Annotated in this window: 12 protein-coding genes; 2 read left to right on the plus strand and 10 right to left on the minus strand. The window is 72.0% G+C overall.

What is annotated here, in order from left to right:
- Window positions 1–1138: 1138 nt before the first annotated feature.
- Window positions 1139–3349 (plus strand): VCBS repeat-containing protein, encoded by a 2211-nt coding sequence (locus ACF1BN_RS21840; protein WP_392333241.1) that lies wholly within the window; start codon window positions 1139–1141, stop codon window positions 3347–3349.
- Window positions 3350–3915: 566 nt separating this feature from the next.
- On the opposite strand, the gene cas6e is transcribed toward ACF1BN_RS21840, so the two are convergent.
- From cas6e to ACF1BN_RS21890, 10 genes are all read right to left on the minus strand, one after another.
- Window positions 3916–4767 carry a type I-E CRISPR-associated protein Cas6/Cse3/CasE gene (cas6e, locus tag ACF1BN_RS21845; RefSeq protein ID WP_392333242.1) on the minus strand — a complete coding sequence of 284 codons (852 nt, stop codon included), beginning with the start codon at window positions 4765–4767 and terminating at the stop codon, window positions 3916–3918.
- Window positions 4768–4769: 2 nt separating this feature from the next.
- Entirely contained in the window at window positions 4770–5564 is a 795-nt protein-coding gene (gene cas5e / locus ACF1BN_RS21850) for a type I-E CRISPR-associated protein Cas5/CasD (protein WP_392333243.1), read from the minus strand.
- Window positions 5561–6700, minus strand: coding sequence for a type I-E CRISPR-associated protein Cas7/Cse4/CasC (gene cas7e / locus ACF1BN_RS21855; RefSeq protein ID WP_392333244.1), 1140 nt, complete (start codon window positions 6698–6700; stop codon window positions 5561–5563). The genes cas5e and cas7e overlap by 4 nt, the downstream gene beginning before the upstream one ends.
- Window positions 6701–6745: 45 nt before the next feature.
- Complete coding sequence (casB, locus tag ACF1BN_RS21860) at window positions 6746–7324, minus strand: type I-E CRISPR-associated protein Cse2/CasB (protein WP_392333245.1); 579 nt, start codon at window positions 7322–7324, stop codon at window positions 6746–6748.
- The gene (gene casA, locus ACF1BN_RS21865; RefSeq protein ID WP_392333246.1) at window positions 7321–8967 is read right to left on the minus strand and encodes a type I-E CRISPR-associated protein Cse1/CasA; all 1647 of its coding nucleotides are present in this window, start codon (window positions 8965–8967) and stop codon (window positions 7321–7323) included. Before casA ends, casB begins: the two co-directional genes overlap by 4 nt.
- A 255-nt stretch (window positions 8968–9222) precedes the next feature.
- On the minus strand, window positions 9223–12081 hold the full coding sequence (locus ACF1BN_RS21870; RefSeq protein ID WP_392333247.1) for a CRISPR-associated endonuclease Cas3'': 2859 nt from the start codon (window positions 12079–12081) through the stop codon (window positions 9223–9225).
- Between the two features lie 10 nt (window positions 12082–12091).
- Window positions 12092–13468 (minus strand): AAA family ATPase, encoded by a 1377-nt coding sequence (locus ACF1BN_RS21875; RefSeq protein ID WP_392333248.1) that lies wholly within the window; start codon window positions 13466–13468, stop codon window positions 12092–12094.
- On the minus strand, window positions 13465–14976 hold the full coding sequence (locus tag ACF1BN_RS21880; protein WP_392333249.1) for a hypothetical protein: 1512 nt from the start codon (window positions 14974–14976) through the stop codon (window positions 13465–13467). The genes ACF1BN_RS21875 and ACF1BN_RS21880 overlap by 4 nt, the downstream gene beginning before the upstream one ends.
- The gene (locus ACF1BN_RS21885; RefSeq protein ID WP_392333250.1) at window positions 14973–16097 is read right to left on the minus strand and encodes a hypothetical protein; all 1125 of its coding nucleotides are present in this window, start codon (window positions 16095–16097) and stop codon (window positions 14973–14975) included. The genes ACF1BN_RS21880 and ACF1BN_RS21885 overlap by 4 nt, the downstream gene beginning before the upstream one ends.
- An 84-nt stretch (window positions 16098–16181) precedes the next feature.
- Window positions 16182–17081, minus strand: a complete 900-nt coding sequence (locus ACF1BN_RS21890) for a hypothetical protein (protein ID WP_392333251.1) — start codon at window positions 17079–17081, stop codon at window positions 16182–16184.
- A gap of 156 nt (window positions 17082–17237) precedes the next feature.
- Between ACF1BN_RS21890 and ACF1BN_RS21895 the strand changes: the two genes are divergently transcribed.
- Window positions 17238–21773, plus strand: a complete 4536-nt coding sequence (locus tag ACF1BN_RS21895) for a sacsin N-terminal ATP-binding-like domain-containing protein (protein ID WP_392333252.1) — start codon at window positions 17238–17240, stop codon at window positions 21771–21773.
- Window positions 21774–21818 lie beyond the last annotated feature (45 nt).

Genomic DNA, 21818 nt, shown 5'->3' on the forward strand with positions numbered 1-21818 from the left:
TACCCGGTTTCAGCGAGGCGAGGCGAGGCGAGGCGAGGGCCGGTCCGGCCGGCAGCCACGGCCGAGCTCTCGGACATCGCTGTCGAGTTCGTCGAGCTCGCCCTGGACCCGGCTGACACTCCGAGTGGTCACAGCCCCCCGTCTCCCCGGCCCCTGCCGGGGGAGGAGAAGACAGAGGATCCCGGCCGGTCGGTACGGCGTGAGATCGTGGCAGTGGTGTCGTCGGTGCTGCCTCGCGCGGGATGGCGGTCGTGCGGCTTCTGTGTCTTGACCGAGGTCGCGCATGGCGGCGAGGGTGCTGTGTTGGTGGTGGTTCAGCCTGGTGCGGGCGGTCAATGCCTTCGATTTACGGCTGCGATGCTGAACCGGATAGCCGCGGTCAGGTTCCCGCGGGGGGTATGACGCCAAGGACATTGAGACGGGCGCTGGCAGCGGCATCAGCAGCTCCTTGCGCTTGTCTGCGGGGTGGTCTCCAGTCGTGGAACCAGCGGTGCTGACCCGGAGACTGCTCCCCGCGCTCGTGGCTATGGGCCCTCGTCCCCCAGGTCTTCGACGACCTGGTGGCGCTGCTCTTCGCACGCGCGGGGATGGCTCCTGGTCTCGCACCATGACCGGGATGGCATTTGCCTGCTCCCCATAAGCGCGGGGATGGCCCCGGCACGGCTCGCTGCGCGGCGCGGACGCTGGGCTGCTCCCCGCCCGCGGGGATGGCCCCGCCACCAGCGCGCACCCTCGCTGGCACATCCTGAACCCGACTTGACGAACTACACCCTGCTTGAGGAGCAGTCATACAACCTTGAACGGCCCTCAGGAGTCGATGCGGAAGTGGATCAAGCACACCACGCCCGCAACTTGTACAGGAGGAACCTCTCGCAGTCTTCCGGCTGGCCGGCATGCGGTGCACCCTGCCAGATCACCACCGCGCCGGAGGCCGCGTACAGCCGTGCCGCTGTTCCCTCGGTCGAGACCCGGTCCCTGACCGCCGCCCCGGCGCCGCATGGTCAGGAGGAACCGGAAGCCCTCCGCGCTGGCGCAATCCGAAGGGCAGCGGGCTGACCCTGTTCCGCAGAAACCCCCGAAGCCGGCGCCCCCGACAGACCCTGATCACCCCTCAACAACTCCTGGAGGAACAACACCTGTGAAGCACCACAGAATCAGTGCCCCACGCGTTCTGAGCGCGGCTGTCGCTGTCGTCCTCGCCGTGACGGCCGGCGCCCTGACGACGCCCCCGGCCTTCGCCGCGGTCGACTCCCCGGTGACCGCGCCGGCAGGCACGGAGCAGGAACTGCCCCTCCTCAAGGACGACAGCCGCCTGATGGGCGCTGGTCCCTCCGGCTTTCTGAGCTGGTACGGCGGGGCGGGCGTGCCGGTCACGTACACGTGGACGCGGTACGCGGACCGCTCCACCACGGAACTGCCCACCCAGGTGGGCCTCTTCCAGACCGCGGGAACCGACCTGCTCACCGAGCCCGTCCTGGGGGCGGCCCACACCGTCTTCGAGATGGGTACAGGCGCCCTGCCCGTGGTCCTGGATCTTTCCACGCTCGGAGACGGCTTCCAGCGGGGGCGGGCCGTCTCACCGTCCTCGGTGTTCGTACGGCGGGCCGATCCGGTCGGCGGTGACTCCCTGCACGTCGTCACCAAGACGGAGGGCGGTCTGAAGGACGAGGTGATCGCCGGAATTCCCGCCGGCGCCGACATCATGCTCGTCGGCGACCTGACCACCGGCACCGCTCTCGTGAAGTACACGGACCCTGCCGCGACGGCCCAGGGCGGCACCCGGCTCGCCGTCGTCGATATCGCGCGGCGCACGGTCGTGGAGGAAGTGACGCCCGCCCACGCCCTCGGAAGCGTCGCCGTCTCACCCACGCACCTCGCCTGGGTCGAACGGCCCACGGACACCACAGCCACCGTAGTCGTCACCCGTCGAGGATCAGCTGCCGCACCGCTGCGCATCCCCCTGACCAAGGCGGGGGACGTGCAGGTCGAGCTGGTCGACGGGTGGGTGCTGTACGGGCAGGCCGGCCACGACACGCCGTACACCGGCCGGAACCCGCTGTACGCCGTCACCGCCCGCTCCCTGACGGACGAGAGGTCTCTCAAGGTCCTCGACGCCTACTCCCGGTCCACGGCCGGCCCGGACGGCACCGTCCTTGTGCAGGGCGGCACCCTCACCGGAGGTGAGGGCGTGTACCGGATCGCGCCGGGCGCCGATGGCGTACCGGCGGCGCGGCAGGTGGCGAGCACCGGCCGCCCCACCGCACTGACGCTGCTGAGCGCCGACATCCCGGCCGTCATGGACTTCGACCAGCAGGACCCGGCGACCCTCGCCTGGCGCCTCAGCACCACCAACGCATCCACGACCGTCACCCTCACCCACGTGGCGACCGGGCGGACCGTCTTGCTGGACCTCTACTCCTCCGCAGGCGTCAAGAAGGAGACCTGGAACGGCGAGTTCGACAACGGCATCGCCGCCTACAACGGCGCCTGGACCTGGCGTCTGACCGCAAAGCCGAGCAACGGAATCGGCCCGAACCTGGACGTGACCGGCGCCTTCCGCGTGCAGCGCGCGGCTGTCCCGCACGACTTCGACGACAACGGCCTCCCCGACGTCCTGGGCCTCTCCGAGAACGGCACGTTCGAACGGCACACCGTCGTCGACGCCGCCACCGACTGGTACGCCGAGCACGCCCAGAGCACGGTCCTGGGCACCGGCTGGAACGTGTACGACCGGATCGTCCCCACGGCGAACCTGGGCGGCGCGGCTCACGCCGACATCCTCACGCGCGACCGCGCCGGCGTGCTCTGGCTGCACCAGGGCAACGGCAGGAACCTGGACCACCGGGTCAGGATCGGCGGCGGCTGGCAGGTGTACGACCAGCTCACCTCCGCCGCCGACCTCACCGGCGACGGCCGCACCGACCTGGTCGCCACCGACAAGACCGGCGCCCTGTGGCTGTACAAGGGCACCGGGAAGGCCACCGCCCCCCTCGGCGCACGCACCCGCGTCGGCGGCGGCTGGAACACCTACGACAAGATCGCCGCCGTCGGCAACCTCGCCGGCGCCCCCGCCGGCGACCTCGTCGCCCGCGACCGCGCCGGCGACCTGTGGCTCTACCTCGGCAAGGGCGACGGCACCTTCGCCGCCCGCACCCGCCTCGGCGGCGGCTGGCAGGACTTCACCCAGATCATCGGCGTCGGCGACCAGGACCGCGACGGCCGCGGCGACCTCATGGCGGTCGACAGGAACGGCCCGGCCCTCTACCGCGGCACCGGCGACTGGAAGAAACCCCTCGCCGCACGCCGGCACATGCTCGACTACCACCTTCCGTGGGGCATTTACTACTGAGACCCCTGGGTCAGGGCGAGCGGGACCGCATGCTCCCGGGATCGCGAGTCAGCGTGCGAGGGAGAGCACGCCTACGGCTGTGGAGGCGACCAACGCGCTGAATGCCGCGACGACCTGCCACCATTCCGGTCGCTTCCACCACTGTGGGTCGAACGGTCGGTTTCCTGGGAGGGCGCCGTCGTGCCGGGTGTGAGGTGGCCGGCCGGCCAGGACGACGTGCCTCATGCGCATCTGCATGTGAACCCATCCGTTCTTGATCACTTGGTCATCGGGCGTGTTCCGCCCGATGACGAGAACGATCACGAGTCGGGGAGGTTGCGGAATGAGATTCAGGAATGAGGTTCAGGGTGGCGGGCCGAAACGCCCGATTCCGTGCGCGTAACTGGTGGTTGCCTTGGTCGTTATGGTTCGCATCCTCGCGCCTGCGGGGATGGTCCCGAGATTCAGGACATGCCGAAAGGTTCCCCGCGTTCGCGGGGTTGTCTGTCCTGCTGCAGCGGGATCCTGGGTGGGCTCCCAGGCTCCCGCGGGCGTGGGGATGCAGTGTTGAGGGACGGCTTGTGCCGTCAGCCGGCGGAAGTTGCCGGCTGTCCCTGGGGTTGGTGTGTGGGGGGTGGTGCGAGGGTGAGGAGGCCGCAGCCGTAGGCCTTGGAGTGGCCGATGCCGGTGATGAGGGTGCGGGCCAGGGCGACGGGGTCGGTGACGCGGAGGGTTCCTTCGAAGGTGGCGGTGGCGACGGTGACTTTCGTCGTTCCTCCGGTCTTCGTTCCGGTCCGGTCGGTGCGGTCTTTGGTGAAGGTGTGTGAGGTGTGGCGGGCGACGCGGATGTCGGGGATGGGTTCGGTGGTCGCCTCGGTGTCGGTGAAGGGGTAGATGCCGGGTGCCGGGTCGGCGGTGCCGGGGACGGGCAGCAGCTCGAAGCCGTACTGGGGGATGCGCGCGGTCAGCCAGGCGATCTGTGTCTCGGTGGTGCGGTGGGCGACGCGGTGTGAGAGGCGGATCTTGGGGTTGCCGCTTTCGAGGTCCTTCTTCTGGCGGGCGATCTGGGTGGGGTTGAGCAGGTCGGCGCGCTTGGTGGACATGACGGGGGAGGCGGTGAGCCGGAAGGCGTATTCCTGGCCGGTCTGGAGGCGGGCCAGGAGGGGCTTGTACGGGGCGACGGCCGGCTTGGCGTGGGCGTGGTCGACGCTCCAGCCGGCCTGTTCGACGAAGGCGGTCCAGTCGGGCTGCGGCTGGGTCAGGACGTACAGGTAGGGGCGGTGGGCGTTGTCGGCGTCCAGGCGCCACAGGGTGCGGCCCGGTTCGGGATGGTAGGCCACCGCGCCGAGGACGGCGGCGTGCATGGCCTGGGGGGAGCGCAGGAGTTTGCGGGCCCCGGCGCGCAGCGGGGCGATGGGGATGCGGGAGAGGTAGGCCATGGTCACCATCCGAGGAGTGCGAGGGGGTCGTGTTCCGCGCCGGCGGGGGTGCCGGGCGTGGGGGTGAACCCGGTGGACAGAGTGATCAGCTGGTGGGTGACGTGGCGCGTGGTGTGTCGCCCTGTGCCGAAGGCGTAGTCGAGGGGCTGGTCGCCCAGGACGGTGTCGCCTTCGGGGTCGTCGATGGTGGCGGGCACGTCGATGGTGGCGGGTGCGGCGCCGCGGTTGCGTTTCTGCCAGACGCCGCGGGCGTGGGGGGAGGCCAGCCAGTCGTGTTCGGCCAGGGCGTCGCCGAGTGAGGCGGAGGTGAGGCCGAGGACGAGGGGGAAGGTGGGAGGGCAGGAGCGGCGGCCGAGGCTGAGCAGGCAGGCCGGCTTCCTCGCCGCCGTGGCGAGGTCGTCCACGAGGTCGGCCGGCCCGTGTACGCCGACGAGGAAGGCGGCGTCCTGGAGGTAGAAGCGTTCTGTCGGCTGGATGTAGCGGGGCTTGCTGGTGGGCTTCTGTCGGCCTTTCGAGTTGAGGTTCGCGGACAGCAGCGGCACGCCGCGGTAGTCGCTGACGGTGTGGTAGTCGCGCAGGAGGGTGCCGGGCACGTCGGTTCGGACGCCCATGGTGAGCCCGGCGAGTGGGCCGAGGGGTTCGTCGCGGTCTCGGCCGAGGGCGGCGGCGAGGAGTCCGATGACGCCGGACTTGGTGGGCTGGGGGGCGGTGTGCCGGGTGTCGAGTGCCGCGCGGTGGTCCCCCCACGACTGCAGGGGTCCGGCGAGGCGCAGCAGCAGGGTGGCGGTGGAGGTCATCGGGTGAGTTCCGTCGCCAGCGCGTCGAGCATGCCGGGGAAGGTGCGGGCCTCGCCGAACGCCCCGTCGAGGGCCTTCGCGGTGTCGTCGGTGAAGGAGTGGGTGACGCCGGTCCACAGGGCGGGCGCGCCCCAGGTGGTGGCGATGGTGTGCTGTTCGGTGGCGAGTGCCTTGGCGGAGGGGGCGGCGTAGCCGGTGGCCCCGTACGCGGTGACCGGCTTCTCGAAGGCCGTGACGAGGTTGACGGGCTGGTCGTCGCGGACGGTGAGGGCGACGAGCTGGGGCATGGTGCGGTGGGCGAAGGAGTTGCCGTAACCCGTGGGCATGGAGCGTACAAAGGCGGAGACGAAGGCCGTGGCGGCCTGGACGGCGGCTGCCGGGTCGCTCAGGTTCGTTTCGAGCTGGTGCAGGGAGACGGCGCCGTAACGGTAGAAGGTGGCCGAGTTGAAGCCGATCCGGCCCATCATGCCGGCGCCCTTGCTGTCGGCCGCCTGCCGGTCGTCGACGGCGGTGTAGAAGTCGAACTCGAGCTCGGCGCCGTGGGTGGCGATGGCGTGGGCGACCTGGCAGGCGGCGTTGACGTCGATGTCCGGCACGTTGGCGACCATGCGGCCGAAGAGGGCGACGTCGATGGGGTGCCCGGTCATCAGCGCGGTGCGTGCCTGGGCGGAGGTGAACGCGGCGGCGAGCTGCTTGTCGTCCAAAGCGGTGAGTTCGGCGGTGCGGTCGGCGACCAGGTCCACGAGCTGGTCGATCTGCTTGTTGCCGTAGAAGAGCAGGTACGCGCTCTCCTCCTCCTTGTTCTTGTTCGCGGTGATGCCCAGCGGTGCGATGACCGCGGCCGCGAGGCGGGCGGCGGAGGCGTCGTCGAGGCCGGTGCGGTCCGCGATGCGGCCGGCGAGGTGGTCGGCGATCTGCTTGGTGCGGGTGCCGAGCTGGTCCTGGTCGATGCCGAGGGAGGCGAAGGCGATGCGGGTGGCGCGCTTCCACGCCTGGGAGGAGGCCCTCGGGCGGCGGACGCCGCCGTAGGTGGCTTCCTTCGGGGCTCCCGCGTCGTCGCGGTTGAGGTTGGACGGCGGCACGGTCTGCAGCACGTGGACGTCGAGGTACCGGCGGCGGGGTGAGGTGGTGGTCATGGGCGACGTCACTCCTTGTGAGGGTCGGTGGCTGGGGTGAGCGGGTCAGTTCGCGGAGGGTCCGGTCCATGCGTGGTAGCTGGACCCCCAGGCCCGGACGGTGCGGGCGCGGGACTCCGGGAAGGGCCAGGAGCGCAGGTCGTCCAGGAGCCTGGTGTAGTCGAGGGGCTGGCCGATGACGGCCAGCTGGGAGACCACGCCACGCAGGTGGTTGAAGACCGCGTTCAAGCTGCGGGCCTGGGCGGCGGCGGCCATCCGGCTGTCGACGCCCTCGCGGCTGAAGCGGTCGTGCAGAGCCCGTGCGGCGGTGCCGAAGGACACGTCGGGCCGGTGCATGAGCCGGGACTGGCCCTGCTGATGTGAGGCGAACAGGGCGAGGGCCATGTGCTCCGCGACCAACCGGTCGGAGACCAGGCCCCGGGCGGCCCGCGCGTCGTCGACGCGGGTGCGGTAGTAGGGCCACATCTGCGGGGCCTGCCCGGCGGGGACGGTCAGGCCCAGGCGCAGGGCTGCCAGGTCGCCGCCCCGGGGCATGGCGCCGCTTTCGCGTCGGCCGGACTCGAACTGGGCCCAGTACCACGGCGCCTCTTTGCGGGAGGACGGGCGGGATGCGGAGGTGGTCACGCTGCGGTCTCCTCGGCTGGGGGCGTCTGCGGATACAGATGGGTCAGGGTCTTGCGTACGGCGGAGTGGAAGAACCGTTCGGCGCTCGCCTGCTGATAGGTGTGGGTGACCGTCTTGCCCTGTTCCTTCTTGGTGACGGTCCGCCCGGTGAACGCCCTGCCGGGGAGGCGGTGGAGAAGCTCTTCCGCCGCGGCGAAGGCCGCGCGCTCCGCGAGCGTCTCGAAGGCCCTGTGCGCCTTCTCGAGTTCGTCGTCGGACGGATCGTGCTGGCACCCGGTCAGGAACCGGCGCACCAGAGGGTCGAGCACGTGCAGCAGTTTGGTGCCCGGTTGCTGGCCCTTGCCGCGGGCGGGCGGCTCGCCTCCCACCGCCCGGATCAGGTTCGCGGCCAGGTGGTCGACCGTACGCGCGAGTGCCCGAGCCTGCTCGCACACCCGGATCACGGAGCCGCGCACCGCGTGGTCGGCGCGCAGCGCGGCGACGGGCAGCGGCATGTCGTCGGCCAGGATGTCGGAGACGATGGCGTCCTGGGTGCCGTACACGAGGCCGCAGGTGGCGACCCGCAGAGGGTAGTTCGACGGCAGGTCGCCCATGAGCGTCGCGGTCGCCGTCTGGACGAGGAGTCCGGACGTCTCGAAGCCGGTGGTGTCCCGCTCGACGGCCAGCAGCGCGTCCAGTCCCTGCCAGCCCATCAGCCCCGGCAGATGGCGTCGTGGATACCGGATGCTCCCCTTGTTCTTGTCCTGTCTGATCGTCCAACAGGTGTGCGGATCCTCCGGCTGCGGGCCGTCGATCCGGTCGCCGGCCGACAGCACGACCCACCGCACCCGCACCTGCCCGTCGGCTTCGGGCTCGTCCGGGACCAGCCGGACGCGACGGCCCTGCCAGGTGAACAGGTCCAGCACGCCCGTGGGCGTCCTCAGCTGCCAGGAGGGCTTCATCGTCGGCCGGGCCCACTGCGGCCGGTCGCCGGCGGCGCGCACACCCTGGGGCATGTTCAGCACGATCGTCTCGAACAGTGTGGTGCCCAGCGGCGTCACCACGCCGAGCCTCCCCAGCGGACCGGTACGGTTGCCCGTGGTCTTGCCCGCCTTGACCTGAGGGTCGTCGACCGCGGCCGTCTTGATCGCGGCCGTGTCCCAGCACTGCGCGTGCAGCATCCACCGCACCGCCGCCCCCAGAGGCAGGGGCACCGGGTCGCAGGCCAGGCGGGCGTCCCACAGCGGTGTGTTGTTGCCTGTCGCCACGTGGGGCATCAGTACCGACACCGGGTGGACCTTCCCGCCCGGATGCTCGAGCCCGGCCACCTGGCCGAACGGCACGGCGGCGTCCAACGCGCCGAAACGCGGCAGGTGTTCGTCCAGGTACCGGCCGATCACCCGCTTCTGCTCCGCGGTGAACTCACCCGCGTCCATGAGCTCGGCCCACAGCTCGCCGTCGACGTCACCCAGGGCGTCCAGAACCACGGGCACGAGGACCTGCCGGAGCAGGACGGGCAGCATCGTCGGCATGTCCGGCACGAGCTCCGTGAAGATGTGTGAGCCGAGCAGAGCCTCACGCAGGGGGACCTCCTTCGGACCGTCGGCCCCCAGCACCGGAATCCAGCCGACCTGATCGACCAGACACCCCCTTGGATCGGACAAAGTCCCTCCCTCGCAACGGACTTGAGCAAGCCGGAATCAAGATCGCCGCAGAGCCGGACGACCTGAGGACATGAATACAGGAGGGGTCTGACAGAAGGGTCTGTTTCCGGTAATTCCCCTGTTCAGGGGCCTAAAGCAGGGTATGGACCCAAGCTGTGCCGGCAGCCTTGAGCACCATGCGTGAGGGCATGGCGAAGCCGCGCCCCCGTCGATCCGCGCCGAGAAGACGGCGACCTCACAGCGGACGCGACCCGGTCAGATGTCCTCCTTCCTGTGGGCGAGCCCCGTCTCGTGCGCGTACACGAGGGTGAACCCGCCGAGGCGTGCGCAGAGCGCGGTGTCGAGCACCAGAGCCCGGGTGTGGCGCAGCCAGGCGTGGTCGCTCCACCCGGGCAGGGGAGCGAGGTGCTCGAGCGCGGCGGAGGTGAGGGCCTGAGGAAGGCGCATCATGTCCCCGGCGAGAGCGTCCAGGTCATCGCTCGTGGGGAGCCCGGCCGGTCCCAGCGACCGGCCGGCGAGCGTGCGGAACCCCTGCTCATCGCGGACGACGAGCACGACCTCGATCGACATGTCGCCGTCCCGGACCGTGGCGGCGAGCTGCTCCTCACTTGCGGCATCGGTCGCCGCGTAATGCAGGCCATCGAGGTGGGGGACGGCATGCTCGCCGGGGCGGGACAGCAGGAAGGGCACGGCGGCCTCACGGCGCTTGTTCTCGCTCGTCTCCCACGCCTCCCGAGCCTGCCCGGCGGCGGCGTGCCACGCCTCGGGCACCAGATCGCCGTCCCCGTACACATTCGCCACAAGGGCAGGAACCTGCGAGGGAACCGACCAGCCGTCGGCGCTCTCCGCCCGCGACACCAGTGAGGCGGTACGCAGCAGAAGGTGTCGGCCGTAAACGGCCTCGGCCCCACCGTCGAACCTGGGTGGCCGGTCGTCGCGGGGCTCCAGAGCCGTCACGTACACCATCGGACGCCGCAGATGACCGAGACGCACCGTCGTGCTGTGCCGGTGAAGACGCCCGATGCGCTGCAGGAGCAGGTCCACCGGGGCGATATCGGTGACGAGCAGGTCGGCGTCGATGTCGAAGGACTGCTCGGCCACCTGGGTGGCGACCAGAATCAGCCGCTTGGGCCGGGGCACGGTGCTCGGACCGAGCTGATCGAGCAGCCGCTCGGTTCGGTCCGCCCGGGCACTGGTCGTGAGCCGGCCGTGCAGGATCACCCGATCGTCGGGAAAGGCCGAGGCGAGTGCGCGGTACGTGCGCTGGGCACGGCTGACCGTGTTGCGGATGACGAGTGCGACGCCCTGCTCCGCGAGCTCACGCTCCAGGAGCTCGATGACAGGCCGCTCCTGGCTCCGCTCCCGGTCCGGCTCGCCCGCTGGACCGGAGACCGCGCCACCACCCCGCACGCGCGGTTCGGGCAGCACTTTCACCTGGACCGGCAGATCCTCACGCCACGTCGGCGCATGCGCGACGACCGGGGCCGGCATCCCGGGCCACACCGCGGTCACATTCGGATACCCGCCGGGAGCGGGCAGCTCCAGCGCACACGGTTCGCCCGTCGCACCGGACATGTAGGCGTCGGCGAGCTCCGCGCGCTGCGCCGGCGGCAGGGTCGCGGACAGCAGCAGAACCGGCACACGCGCCTGCCCCAGCCAGTACAGGGCCTCCTTCAGGAACTGCGACATGTAGACGTCGCACGCGTGGACCTCGTCGAGGATGACGACCTTCCCGGCGAGCCCGGCCGTCCGCAGCATCACGTGTCGCGTCCGGGTCGCCGCGTACAGGAGCTGGTCGACCGTGCCCACCGTGAGATGGGCGAGCAGACCACGCTTGGGACCGAGGAACCAGTCGGCCGGCCCCCTGCGGTGGGCACAGCACGCGCCCTCGGCGTCCTCGGCATCCTCGTGCACCGACCGGAATCGGGCGTCCGCCGTCACCCAGTCCCCGTCCCGCATCGCCTTCCACTCCGGGTTGAAAGCGCGCTTGCCGTGCAGCAGCACGGCGTCGTCCTCACTCCCCGGATCCGCGGCGGCCGCCCACGCGCGCACCTGGGTGAACATCGGGTCGGCCGTGGCCTGCGTGGGCATGCCCACGAACACGCCGGACAGACCGAACCGCTCCGCCAGCACCTCCGCCGCCGCGAGCGCAGTCTTCGTCTTCCCCTCACCCATCGGCGCCTCCAGGAACACCAGCCCCGGCGCGCCCATCGCCCGCACCACGTCGATGGCCAGGGACTGCGAGGCACGAGCGCTGTGACCGAACCGCAGCTCGATCACATCGGCGTCACCGGTCGGCCGGAGCGCACGCATCCCGCCGCCGAGCCGCTCCTCCCGCCAGGCATCCGCCGCCCGCCCCCGCGACGCGGCGAGCGAGACCCGTGCGAGCTCGGGAACGCCGGGAAACCGCGTCGAGTCGGAGGCGATCCAGTCGGCCATCACCACGAACCCGAGAAGACCGAGCTGCTCCGCACGCGACGGCGCGACGACCGGCTGAACGTCCGCGAGGGACTCGAAGCCGAGCGCGGCGGTGAACACCTCCACCACCAGATCCTGCGCACGCCGCCACTCCGGCGACTTGCCATGAGCCTCGCCGTGAGCATGCTCGACGTCCTTCTGCGTGGCACCGCGCAAGGTGCCGTGATGACCGGACACCATCGGACACACCCAGTTCAGGTGCGGCCGCTTCCACCCGCCCTTCGACCGCAGCGCCTGGCGCAGCAGGAACGCCCCCGCCTTGTCATGGCTCCACTGCCGCGACGTCTCGGCCGTCACCATCCCGGCACGCCACCCCAGGCCGACACCGGACAGCACCGCGGCCTCGGCCGCGGACTTCCGCTGGAAGGCGGGCGTCGCCTTCCCGCAGTCGTGCATCCCGCAGATCCAGGCGAAGAACCTGCGCCCTCTGCCCCCCGACACCCGGTCGAGCATGTCCCTCGTGGCCGGCGCCAGATAGTGGTCGAACATGAACTCCGCGACCGCGGCGGTGTCGAGCATGTGACACAACAGGAGGGACATCGTCCCCCCGCCCTTCTCCGCGGACTTCCCCCACAGGGCCCCCAGCCAGGCCGTCTCCTGGGGCGAAAGACCCAGTCGGGCACAGATCCTCAGCATGCCCGGGACGCTACAACCGGGCACTGACAACGGCCGGTTCGCGTTCCGGGCCGCTCTTGCCCTCCAGGTGCTCCATGACGACCTGATGGGCTCGCCAGCCGTCCGGGAACTTCGGCGGCACGTCGAGGTAGACCGGGCTGCTGCGGGGGTGGCGGTCCAGGAGGTCCGTGATGCCGTCGCGGGCCACGACGACGCACGCGAAGCGGTGGCGCGAGAGGAGGACGCACAGGCGGCCCGTCTCCAGGTGGAAGTCGGAGGCGTCCTGCCGGCCGGAGAGCGGATGCCAGACCAGGGTGACGTCGAACTCGCGGCCCTGGAGACGGTTGGCGGTGTCCACGGTCACGGCGGCCAGACCGCGCTTCTCCAGGCGGGCGCGGACCGCCTCCGCCTGGACCGTGCGGGCCGTCCCGATGGCGATGCGGGACTCGGCGAGCGGTTCGCCGTTGACGAGGGCTCCGCGTTCCAGGAGGCGTGCCGCCGTGTCCGCCAGGGCTTCGGCGACTTCGGGGTCGTCGTCGAGGGCGTGCTGGGCGGGGAGTCGCAGCAGACCCCACCCCGACTCGGCCGCGCGGGCGAGGACGTCGTCCACCGCTGTCGCCCGGTGGCGGGTGGTGCGGTAGGTGAGGACGCGCTCCGCCGCCCGTGTCCCGGAGGTGAACGGGTAGAACGGGTAGAAGGCCTTTTGCACCAGAGGAGCCGCCATCTCCGGGAGTCGCCAGGAGACGGGGAGCTGGTGCCGCAGCAAGCCGGGGTTGTGCGCCAGCGTCACGTCGACGGCGTTGCGGAGCGGATCCCAGGTCAGGCCCTGCCAGCGGTCGGTGTCGACCGTGGCGAAGGGGTCCAGCTGGCCTGGGTCGCCCACGAAGAGGACCTGGGACTCCGGCCGCGAGAACATCCGGGCCGTCGCGAGCAGCGCGTCCGAGCGCATCTGGTACGCCTCGTCCACGATGGCCCAGCGCCACGGCGCGCACTTCTCCGGGGTGACGTACGACCACTTCTTGGCCGTCGAGACCACGACCGGCAGCCGGCGGAGGTCGGCCGCGTCCCGGCTGCCTCGTACGTTGTCGTGCCGGCGCACGCGTGCGGGCAGGGTGAAGTCGGCCGCGTGCAGGCGTCCGACCGGAAGCGCCGGGTACTCCCGGGCGATGTTGTCGACCAGATCGTCCACCTGTTCGTTGGTCTGCGCGACGATCATCACCTGGTGCCCGGCCGAGGTCAGATGGCCGGTGGCCCGCTTGACCAGGGTGGACTTGCCGGCGCCGGGCGGGGAGTCCACGACCACGCCCCGACCCGTCGTCGTGTCCAGGTCGGCCAGGACTCCGGCGACGGCCCGGTCGGCGCGAGCGCCGGGCGTCGTGTCGTCGTCGGCCTCCGGAGTGGCTGTCATGCCCAGACCTCTTCCGCGTCCTCGTCGGTGGGTTCGTACGCATCGGGCGGACCGCCGTGGGTCCAGGGGGTGTCCTCGTCGTCGGGGAGGGAGGAGGGCAGGTTCTGGGGGTCGACGGAGGTGAAGGTGACCTCCTCGCCGAGGAGTGCCAGCGTGCCGGGCGGCGCCGGTGGTCTCTGCTTCCTGTCGAAGCCGCCGTTCAGCTGGATCAGTACGGCGGCTCCAGTGCCGTGCGGGGTGACCTCGAGGACCTCGGCCTTCTGCTTCGGCCGCGCCGGGGACTTGACCGCCGTTCCCGGGGCCATGGACACCGGGAGGTCGCAGTGGACGGTGACGGTCGGGCGCCACAGCGTGGATCCGGGCCGCTTCCCAGGAATGACGTGCTCCTCGTCGCGCGCCGCGACGGCACCCGTGAACGCCTCGCCCGTCAGCTCGTACTCCGCCATCACCAGGGGGTCGTCGTAGGCGCGTTCGGCTTCGTACCGCGCCTGGGTCTCCTCCATGCGGGCGAGACGGCGGGCGGCTCCCACCGCGTGATCGCGACGGGCCTGCGGGCGCCCGTCGTCGTCCAGGTAGGCGCCGTACTCGCCGAACTGGCGGCGGTCGTACGCCCAGCGGTCGGCGACGTGTGCTCCGGGCGGAAGGTCGCGCAGCAGTCGCACGCTGTGCCACATCAGCTGCCAGGTCGGCAGCATCTGGGCGTGCAGTTCGCGGTCGATCTCGCTTGCCGCGGCGTCGCGGACCCGTGATCCGGTCGCCCCCTCGTACCGGGCGACGAGTTCGTCCAGAGTGAGGTCGAAGGCGGGGTCGGTCGCCGGTCCGGACGGAGGCCAGGCCGCCGGGTTCTCCCGCTCGCGGGCGGTCTCGGCTCCGGTGCATCCGTCCGGCGGGTCGATCCAGCCGAGCAGCGGGGCCAGGTGTGCGTCCTCGGCGGGGCTCTGGCCGGTGGCCCAGTGCGCGGAGAGGGTCCGGGTCATGGCCTGGAGCAGGCCGCAGCCCCGGAACTCGGCCCGTTCGGCGAACCAGGTCAGCCACTTTCCGAGTACGGGTACGGACGGGGCGACGGCGTGCGGCCCCTCCGTGGCCCGCAGTCGGGTCAGTCGGCCGAGGCGCCGTACGTAGGTGATTCCGCCGGCGTTCGGGACGAGGAGCTGCGGTGCGCGCAGGGGGCGCTCACGTTCCACCTTCTCCTTGCCGCGCTTGGCCGTGTACGGCTCCGTCGGTCCCGAACGGCACTCCTCGATGTGGGGGAGGAGGAGATCCGCCAGCCGCTCGGCGAAGCCGAAGCGTTCGGCACGGTCATGGGGGGACCGGACCGTCAGGAGCACCGGGTGGTCGGGGTCCGTACCGGCGAGCGCGGCCAGCGGCGCGCACGCCTCGCCCGCGAGGGTGAGCGGGACGAGGACGAACGGGGCGTCGTCCAGGTGCGCGTGACGCACGGTCGTCAGTGGTTCCGCGTGGCCGGATTCGGCGGCCCGGAGCGCGGCCACGGTGGTGAGCACGCTCATGCCGTCCTGCCTCCCCGCAGTCGGCGGAGCCGTTCGGCGGCCCGCAGTCGGGCGATGACCGCTTCCTCGGCGGTACCGGGAGCGATGGTGCCGTCGAGGTACCGGAGGGCGGTCCGGGTGGAGTCGATGCCGGGCAGACCGTTGCGGACGGCGCCGCCGAGACGGGCGGGGGACGCGCAGGCGACGGCCTCGTCGCGGCAGTAGCGGGCCATTTCGCAGAAGGAGAGGCAGTCGGGGGTGTAGCTGGCGTCCAGCTCCCGCATGGTCGCGTCGACCTCGGCCGGGGGCCGCTCGGCGTCAAGAGTGGCGTCGGGGGAGAGCGCGAGGGCCAGGTCGCCTGCCCGGGGCAGCCGGGACAACTGGAATTGGAGGGCCTGGAGTTCCTGGCGGAGGTCGATCAGCCGACCGTAGGGGCGGTTGGAGAAGTCCTTGGGGCAGACGAGCAGGAAAGAGTCGGCGATCGCGGAGGGATCGAGTCCGAGTCCGGTGAAGGCGCGGCGGAGGGCGAGGACGGAGACGGCGGCCTGCTTCGTGGTCTCGGCGACCGCCTTCGGGTCCGCCTGGCCGTCGATGGCCGGGAAGGAGCGGATCTCCACCACGTGGAACTGTCCGCCGACCCGGTGGCTGAGGGCCTGCGGTATGACGTGGGCGGTCTGGCCGGCGACGTCCAGGGTCAGGACGGGGTGGTCGAGGATCAGCCGTTCGTCGGTGCCGGCGGCCAGACGACCGAGCAGTCGCCGGGTTTCGCCGGCCCGGACGGCGAGAGAGGTGTCACCGCCGACCTCGCGCAGATCGGCGACTGCGGCCTCCTCGACGGGTGCGTCGAGCTCCTCCCGCAGCAGGCGGATGAGCTCGGCGTAACCGCCCCAGGTGACCAGGGCCTCGAAGCTCAGCTCGCGCCGGATCGCGAAGGGCGACCGGCCGAAGCGCGGCTCGTGGCCCAGGCGCTGGGCCAGTAACGCCTTGTCGACGCCGGCGGCGTCGAGCACGGCGCGGCGGGCGCAGGCCGGGTTGGCGGTGAGGGCGGTGATCTTGCGCGCCGTGTACTCCTGCGGGGGACGTGCGCCGCGCAGGACGGCGAGCCTCTCCGAGGAGGGTGCGGGAGGGTGCTGCGGAGGCATCTTCTCTTCTTGTGTGAATCTGCGGGGTGTGTGGCGGCACGGGAGGCACCCTGTGAGTGGTCCCTCAGGAGGCGAGACGGCCCGTCACGAGGTGAGGTCGCCCGCACCGCGCAGGGCGTCGTGCAGGGGCGGTGCCCCGAAGAGTTGCTGTACGTCGGTGAGTTGACCGCGCGCCCGGACGGCGGCGGTGCGGCGCTGGGTGTCGTCCGCCTCGCGGTGCACCTTGGCTTCCGCCCGTGCCGCGGAGATCACGCGCTCGGGGTCGGCGTCTTCGCCGTCGCGAGCGCCGTCGTATCCACCGGGGACGTTGAGCGCGAACCGGCGCAGGAGCTGCCGGGCCGCCGCGGACGGCGGGTAACCGGCGGTGTCGAGCCGCTGGATCTGCTCGGCGGTGCCGATTGCGTGGACCAGGAAGTCGGTCCGTGGGCTGAGCGGGGCGATGACGCGCCGTTCCAGGGGCCAGACGGAGACGGCGAGGAGACCGCGGGCCGGAGTGAGGCGGTCGTGGGTGAGGGCGGCACAGATGTAGTACGGGCGGGAGTGGCCCTGCGCGGTGAAGGAACGTTCCTCGTCTCGGCGGAGCGAGGCGAGCTTCGTCGCGATCAGCGGCTCGCTGAAGAACGCCTCGTACACGGAGGAGATGAGCTTCGGTGAGGCCGGAGCGCCGAGCAGGGTGAGTGCCTGGTGCACCTGCTCACGGACCGGTACGGCGCCGTGGCCGGCGTGCTTCCCGGGTGCCCGCGGCCGGGAGGGTGGGGCGGCCTCGGGAGCGGTGGGCGGCACGGGAGGTGCGGGGGGTGCGGTCGGTGGGGTGCCCTCAACCGTCTCCTCCGAGTCCAGGGCCCGGTCCCACGCGGCCTCCACCTCGCGCAGTTCGGCGCGGACGAGGGAGGCGGCGGCGGAGTCCCGGGCCCGTCGGGCCTCTCGCAAGCGGGCGCGCAGGTCCGCCATGCGTTCCTCGAGCTCCTCCAGCGATGCGGTCATGCGGGGCACTGTACCTCCGCTCCCCGGGAAATCCAAGAAGCTCCAAAGAGTTCCAAAGTCTGCGCTACTGTCGGCGGCACGCTCGGCGCGGTGGGTGACGATCCGCGCCGGGGTGAAGCGAACGCGAACGAGAGAACGAGAGCCGGGGAGACGGGAATGGCGGCGCCCAGTACAGAGGCCGTGGAGGGAGGCGTCCGGGCTGCGGACGCGCTCTTCGCCCAGAACGAGACGGGCGCGGTGACCGACGTGCCCGACCCGGAAGGGGACGTGGCGACGGCTGCCGCGGTCGAGCGGCTGGGGGAGCGGTTCGGAGAACTTCCCTGGCGGTTCCGCCGCGCCTTCGACCGGACGAAGAACCATGCGGGGAACCTGTCCAGCGACCGCCTCCAGGGGCTCTCCGAGATCGTCCAGAACGCGGAGGACCTCGGCGCCACCGACGTGCGGATCCTCACCCGGGACCGGGACCTCCTCGTCGCCCACAACGGCGCCCCGGTGCGGCTGCGGGACGTCGTGGACATGGCCACGCCGTGGCTGTCCAGCAAGGAGGACCAGGCCGAGTCCACCGGCCGGTTCGGCATCGGACTGATGACGTTGCAGTCCCTCTCGCCCCATGTGGAGGTGCATCACGGTCACTTCCGCGTCCGGCTCGGAGACCCGTACGTCTCCGTCGCCGATCCGATCACCGTGCCCGACTGGTTCGCTGACGACGCCTGGACGGTGCTGCGCGTCCCGCTCGCGGAGGGCGCGCTCGACGCACGGACCGTGGACGAGTGGCTCGACGCCTGGTCGTCCGGCGCGCTGCTCTTTCTCGGCCAGGTCGCCACCGTCACCCACTTCGACGCGCGGGGAGGCGTCCGGCACCGGCTCGGCCTGACCAGGGAATCCGAGGACGGCTTCGAGGTCGAGATCGGCGGCGGACAAGCCGAGGTGAGGGCCTGCTTGAGCGGGTCCGCCGACGGCCGCCGGTGGCTCGTCTGCCGCGCCACCGTGCCGAGTCCGGCCGGGGTCGAACGGGCCCACAAGGCTGCCGGCGCCACCACCGGCATCGCCGTCGCCCTTCCCGTGGGCCACGGCGGCGCCGGGCGGATCCACGTCGGCCTGCCGGTCGAGACGACCGGCCCGGCGTTCTGGGCGCACGCGCAGTTCGATCCGCTCGTCAGCCGACAGGCCCTCGACGACACCCCGTGGAACCGCGCGCTCGTCCCGCTCCTCGCCGACCTGTGGGCGGCGGCGGTTCTGCGCCGGTTCCGGCAGGATCCCGCCCACGCGTGGAGCGCCGTTCCGCTGCCGGACGAAGTCCGTGCCGGACAGGGACCGGCCGCCGACCTGGAACGCGCGCTGCTCGACCGGGCCCGGCGCGTGGTGGCGGCGCACCTGGTCCTGGACATCCCGGGAAAGGGACCGTTCGATCTCGCCGCCCTCGCCGTGGAGGAACCGGGACTCGAGGGCGTCGTCACGGAGGAGGAGGTCGCCCGCCTGGCCAAGGTGCGCTCCGCCCTGCCCGGAGCGGCGCGGGACGCCGAGGGCCGCTGGCGGAGCGTGCTGTGGGACTGGGAGGAGCACGGCGCCGGAGCACCCTCCCGGGTGGACGTCCTGGACACGCTGAAGCTCCTCGACGACAGGACCCGTACCCCCGAGGCCACGGTGCGACTGGCCGCCCACGTCATCGAGGCGGGCTGGGGGACCTTCCTGCGGTCACGCGCCTGGCTGATGGACGGCTCGGGCGACCGGTTCAGCGTGCGGGGCGCCGTCCCGGTCCTGTTCGCTCAGGCACCGCGCGGCCTCGGCCTCGACCTCGGGCTCACGAAGGAGATCCATCCGGCGTTCCTCGCCGACACAGCCGACGCCCGGACGGTGCGCGAATGGCTCGCCAAGCAGGGCGTACTCCTCGAGGACGACGATCCCGCGGCGGCGATCCGGTGCCTCGCGGACTTCGGCGAGCGCGAGAACGTCACCGGCCTCTCCCTCACGGACGCCCAGCTCGTCGCCCTGCGCCACGGCTTCACCGCTCTGCCGGAGAAACACCGTCAGGCCTGGGGCGGAAAGGTCGGCGCGGCCATCCGGCTCCAGGGCTACCGCTACACGGCCGACGGCACGCGGGAGAATGTCGAGACCGCCCCCGTCGACGCCTACCTGCCGACCAGCCTGGACAGCGCCGAGCGCGACGAGAGCTTCGGCTTCGCCGCCGGGGGAACGGCCGGCCCCGTGTGGCTCAAGGCGAGGTACGCCGACGTGCTCCAGGGAGGCCGCGGCGGCCTCGGCGCCATCAAGTTCCTCCGTCTGCTGGGTGCCGAGACGGCGCCCGCACCGCGCGAACACCCCGAGCTGTACGCCCGCTTCGCGTCCGGACCCGCCGGACTGCGGGCCGGCGCGGGCCCGGAGGCGCGCGGAAAGGCACTGGACGCCCTGTACGCGACGTACACCGTCGACGACCACGACTGCCCCGACCTTCACGCCGTCGCCTCCGACATCGCCGCCGACCCCGATGCCGTACGCCGGCGGCGCAGGGCGGCCGCGCTGCTGCACGTCCTCGGCCGGTCCTGGAGCCGCCTCTCCGAACACGCCGAGGTCGACGCGGCGTACCCGCGCCGCAGCTGGCAGGACCGGGGGCGCACCGCGGCCTTCTGGCTCTGGCAGCTGCGCGACGTGGCCTGGCTGGACGACCGCGAGGGCGTCCCGGCGAAGCCGCCCCGGCTCCGCATGCGGACCCACGGGACCGTAGCCGTGTACGGGGACGGCGACGCCCACTTCCTGCACCCGGACATCCAGAAGGCGGCCGGGCGGCGCGACGACGTGCTGCGGGCGCTGGAGATCGCCGGGGACGCGCGCACCCGCGATCTGGTCGAGTGCCTGCGACGGCTCCGCCGGGAGGAGAGGGCGGGAGCCGACCGTGACGCTCCCGCCGCGCGCATCGTCTACGAGGCGCTGGCCGAGCGTCTCACCGGCAGGGAGGCTCCGGGCGCGGCGGGAGCGATGTCCCGCCTGGAGGTGGAGCGCGCCTTCGCCGAGGGCGAGGGCCTTGTTCTCACGGGTTCCGGCTGGCGGCGCCCGGCCGACTGCCTCCTCGGCCAGCCGCTCTTCGGCTCCGCCCGGGACTTCGCTCCCGTGTTCCGGGGCAGCGACGCGTTCTGGGGACGGCTCGGAGTCCGGCGGCCCACCGTCGACGACGCGAAGGCGGTGATCCGCGACCTTGCGGGGCGGGACAGGGCCGTGCGGCGGGAGGTTCCGGAGGGCCCCACCCAGTCGGTCGTCCTGGAGACGTTCAAGATGCTGCGTGACCTCGTCGACACCGCACCGGAGGAAGTGACGCCCGGCAAGCTGGGCCGGCTGCCCCTGGTCACCGGCGAGGGCTGGCGCACCAAGCGGCCGGTGTACGCCGTTGAGGACCCTCTCGTCGCGGACGGCCTGGGTCGCGGGCACGCGGTCTGGCGCCCCGGAGCCGAACTGGAGCAGTTCCGCCCCCTGGCCAGGGCGCTGCGCCTCACCTGGATCGGGTCCGACGAGCTCACGGTGTGCGAAGCGGTCGCCAGACACGACGCCGACGCCACGGACCTGGTCCGCGCGGCTGTCGCCCATCTCCGTGAGGATCTGCGGCGCGACGCGCCGGATGTCGCGCGGAGCCTGGACCGGTCGTGGGACGAACTGGCCGCGCTCACGGTGTCCGTGGCGCCTGAGCTGTCCTGTCGCGTCGTGCTTCCCGGCGCCGACACGACGGAGGAGGTGCCCGTCGTCGCCGGGGTCGACTGGGTCTCCGGCACCCTGTACGTCCGCGACGTCACGGCGATCGGCCGCCCTTCCGTGGGCGGTGCCGCCATCGCCGCCCGCTTCCCCGGCAATCGCCGAGGGGCGGCCCTCGCCTGGGGCGCCGCGTGCGACCGCGCGGAGCAGGGCCGTTCCGCCGTGGACCTGAGCCTCGCGGAGGACCGGGTGCGCGGCGAGCAGGAGGCCGCCGAGGCCGAGCGCGAGCGCAGGCTCAGGGACCTCGACGACGACGCGAGGGGCCGGGTACGGACGCGGGGAGCGGGCGGACGTCCGGCCGCGGGCAGCACCGGCCCGGCCGTGGGCACGGCGGCAGCGGCAACCACGCCGAACTCCGCGCGCACGCAGGAGACCGCACCCACCACGCCCGTGCGCAGACTGGTGGACCCCAGTGCCCTCCGCCTCGTCGTGGATCGTGCGGGCCTCGTGACACCGGCGACGGGAATCGGGCGGTCGGGCGCCGGCACGAGGAAGGGGCGGACCGGCCTGCCGCAGCCCCGGCCGGGCTCGGCCGTCCCGCAGCAGCGGACCGCCATGAGCGGGTACACGACGCTGGACCAGGAGACGGTGGCGATGGACGTCGTGCGCACGGCCCTCGGCCGTGACCTCTCCGAACTGCGCGACCTCCGGGCCCAGCACGGTCTCGGCGCGGACGCCGTGGACGAACTCGCCCGGTTCTTCGAGCTCAAGACGTACCGCAGGTCCGAGCCGGACACGATCTCGCTCACCCCCGCCGAGTTCCGGCGGGCCGTCGAGAGCGAGGACTTCTTCCTCGTCGTCGTCTCCGGTCTGGAGGTCGGGACCGTGCCGACGACCGTACGCATCATCCTGGACCCGTTGAAGCACCTGCCGGTCTGGCCGAGCGGCACGGTGAACGTATCCGGCATCAAGGGCGCGCAGAGCCTTGTCTACCCGTTCGAGAGCGCGGAGTAGGCATCGGCCATGGCGGAGTCGTCAGGCTCCTGGAGGAGGGGAGGT

It is taken from the genome of Streptomyces sp. NPDC014861 (assembly GCF_043081625.1).
Taxonomy (GTDB): domain Bacteria; phylum Actinomycetota; class Actinomycetes; order Streptomycetales; family Streptomycetaceae; genus Streptomyces.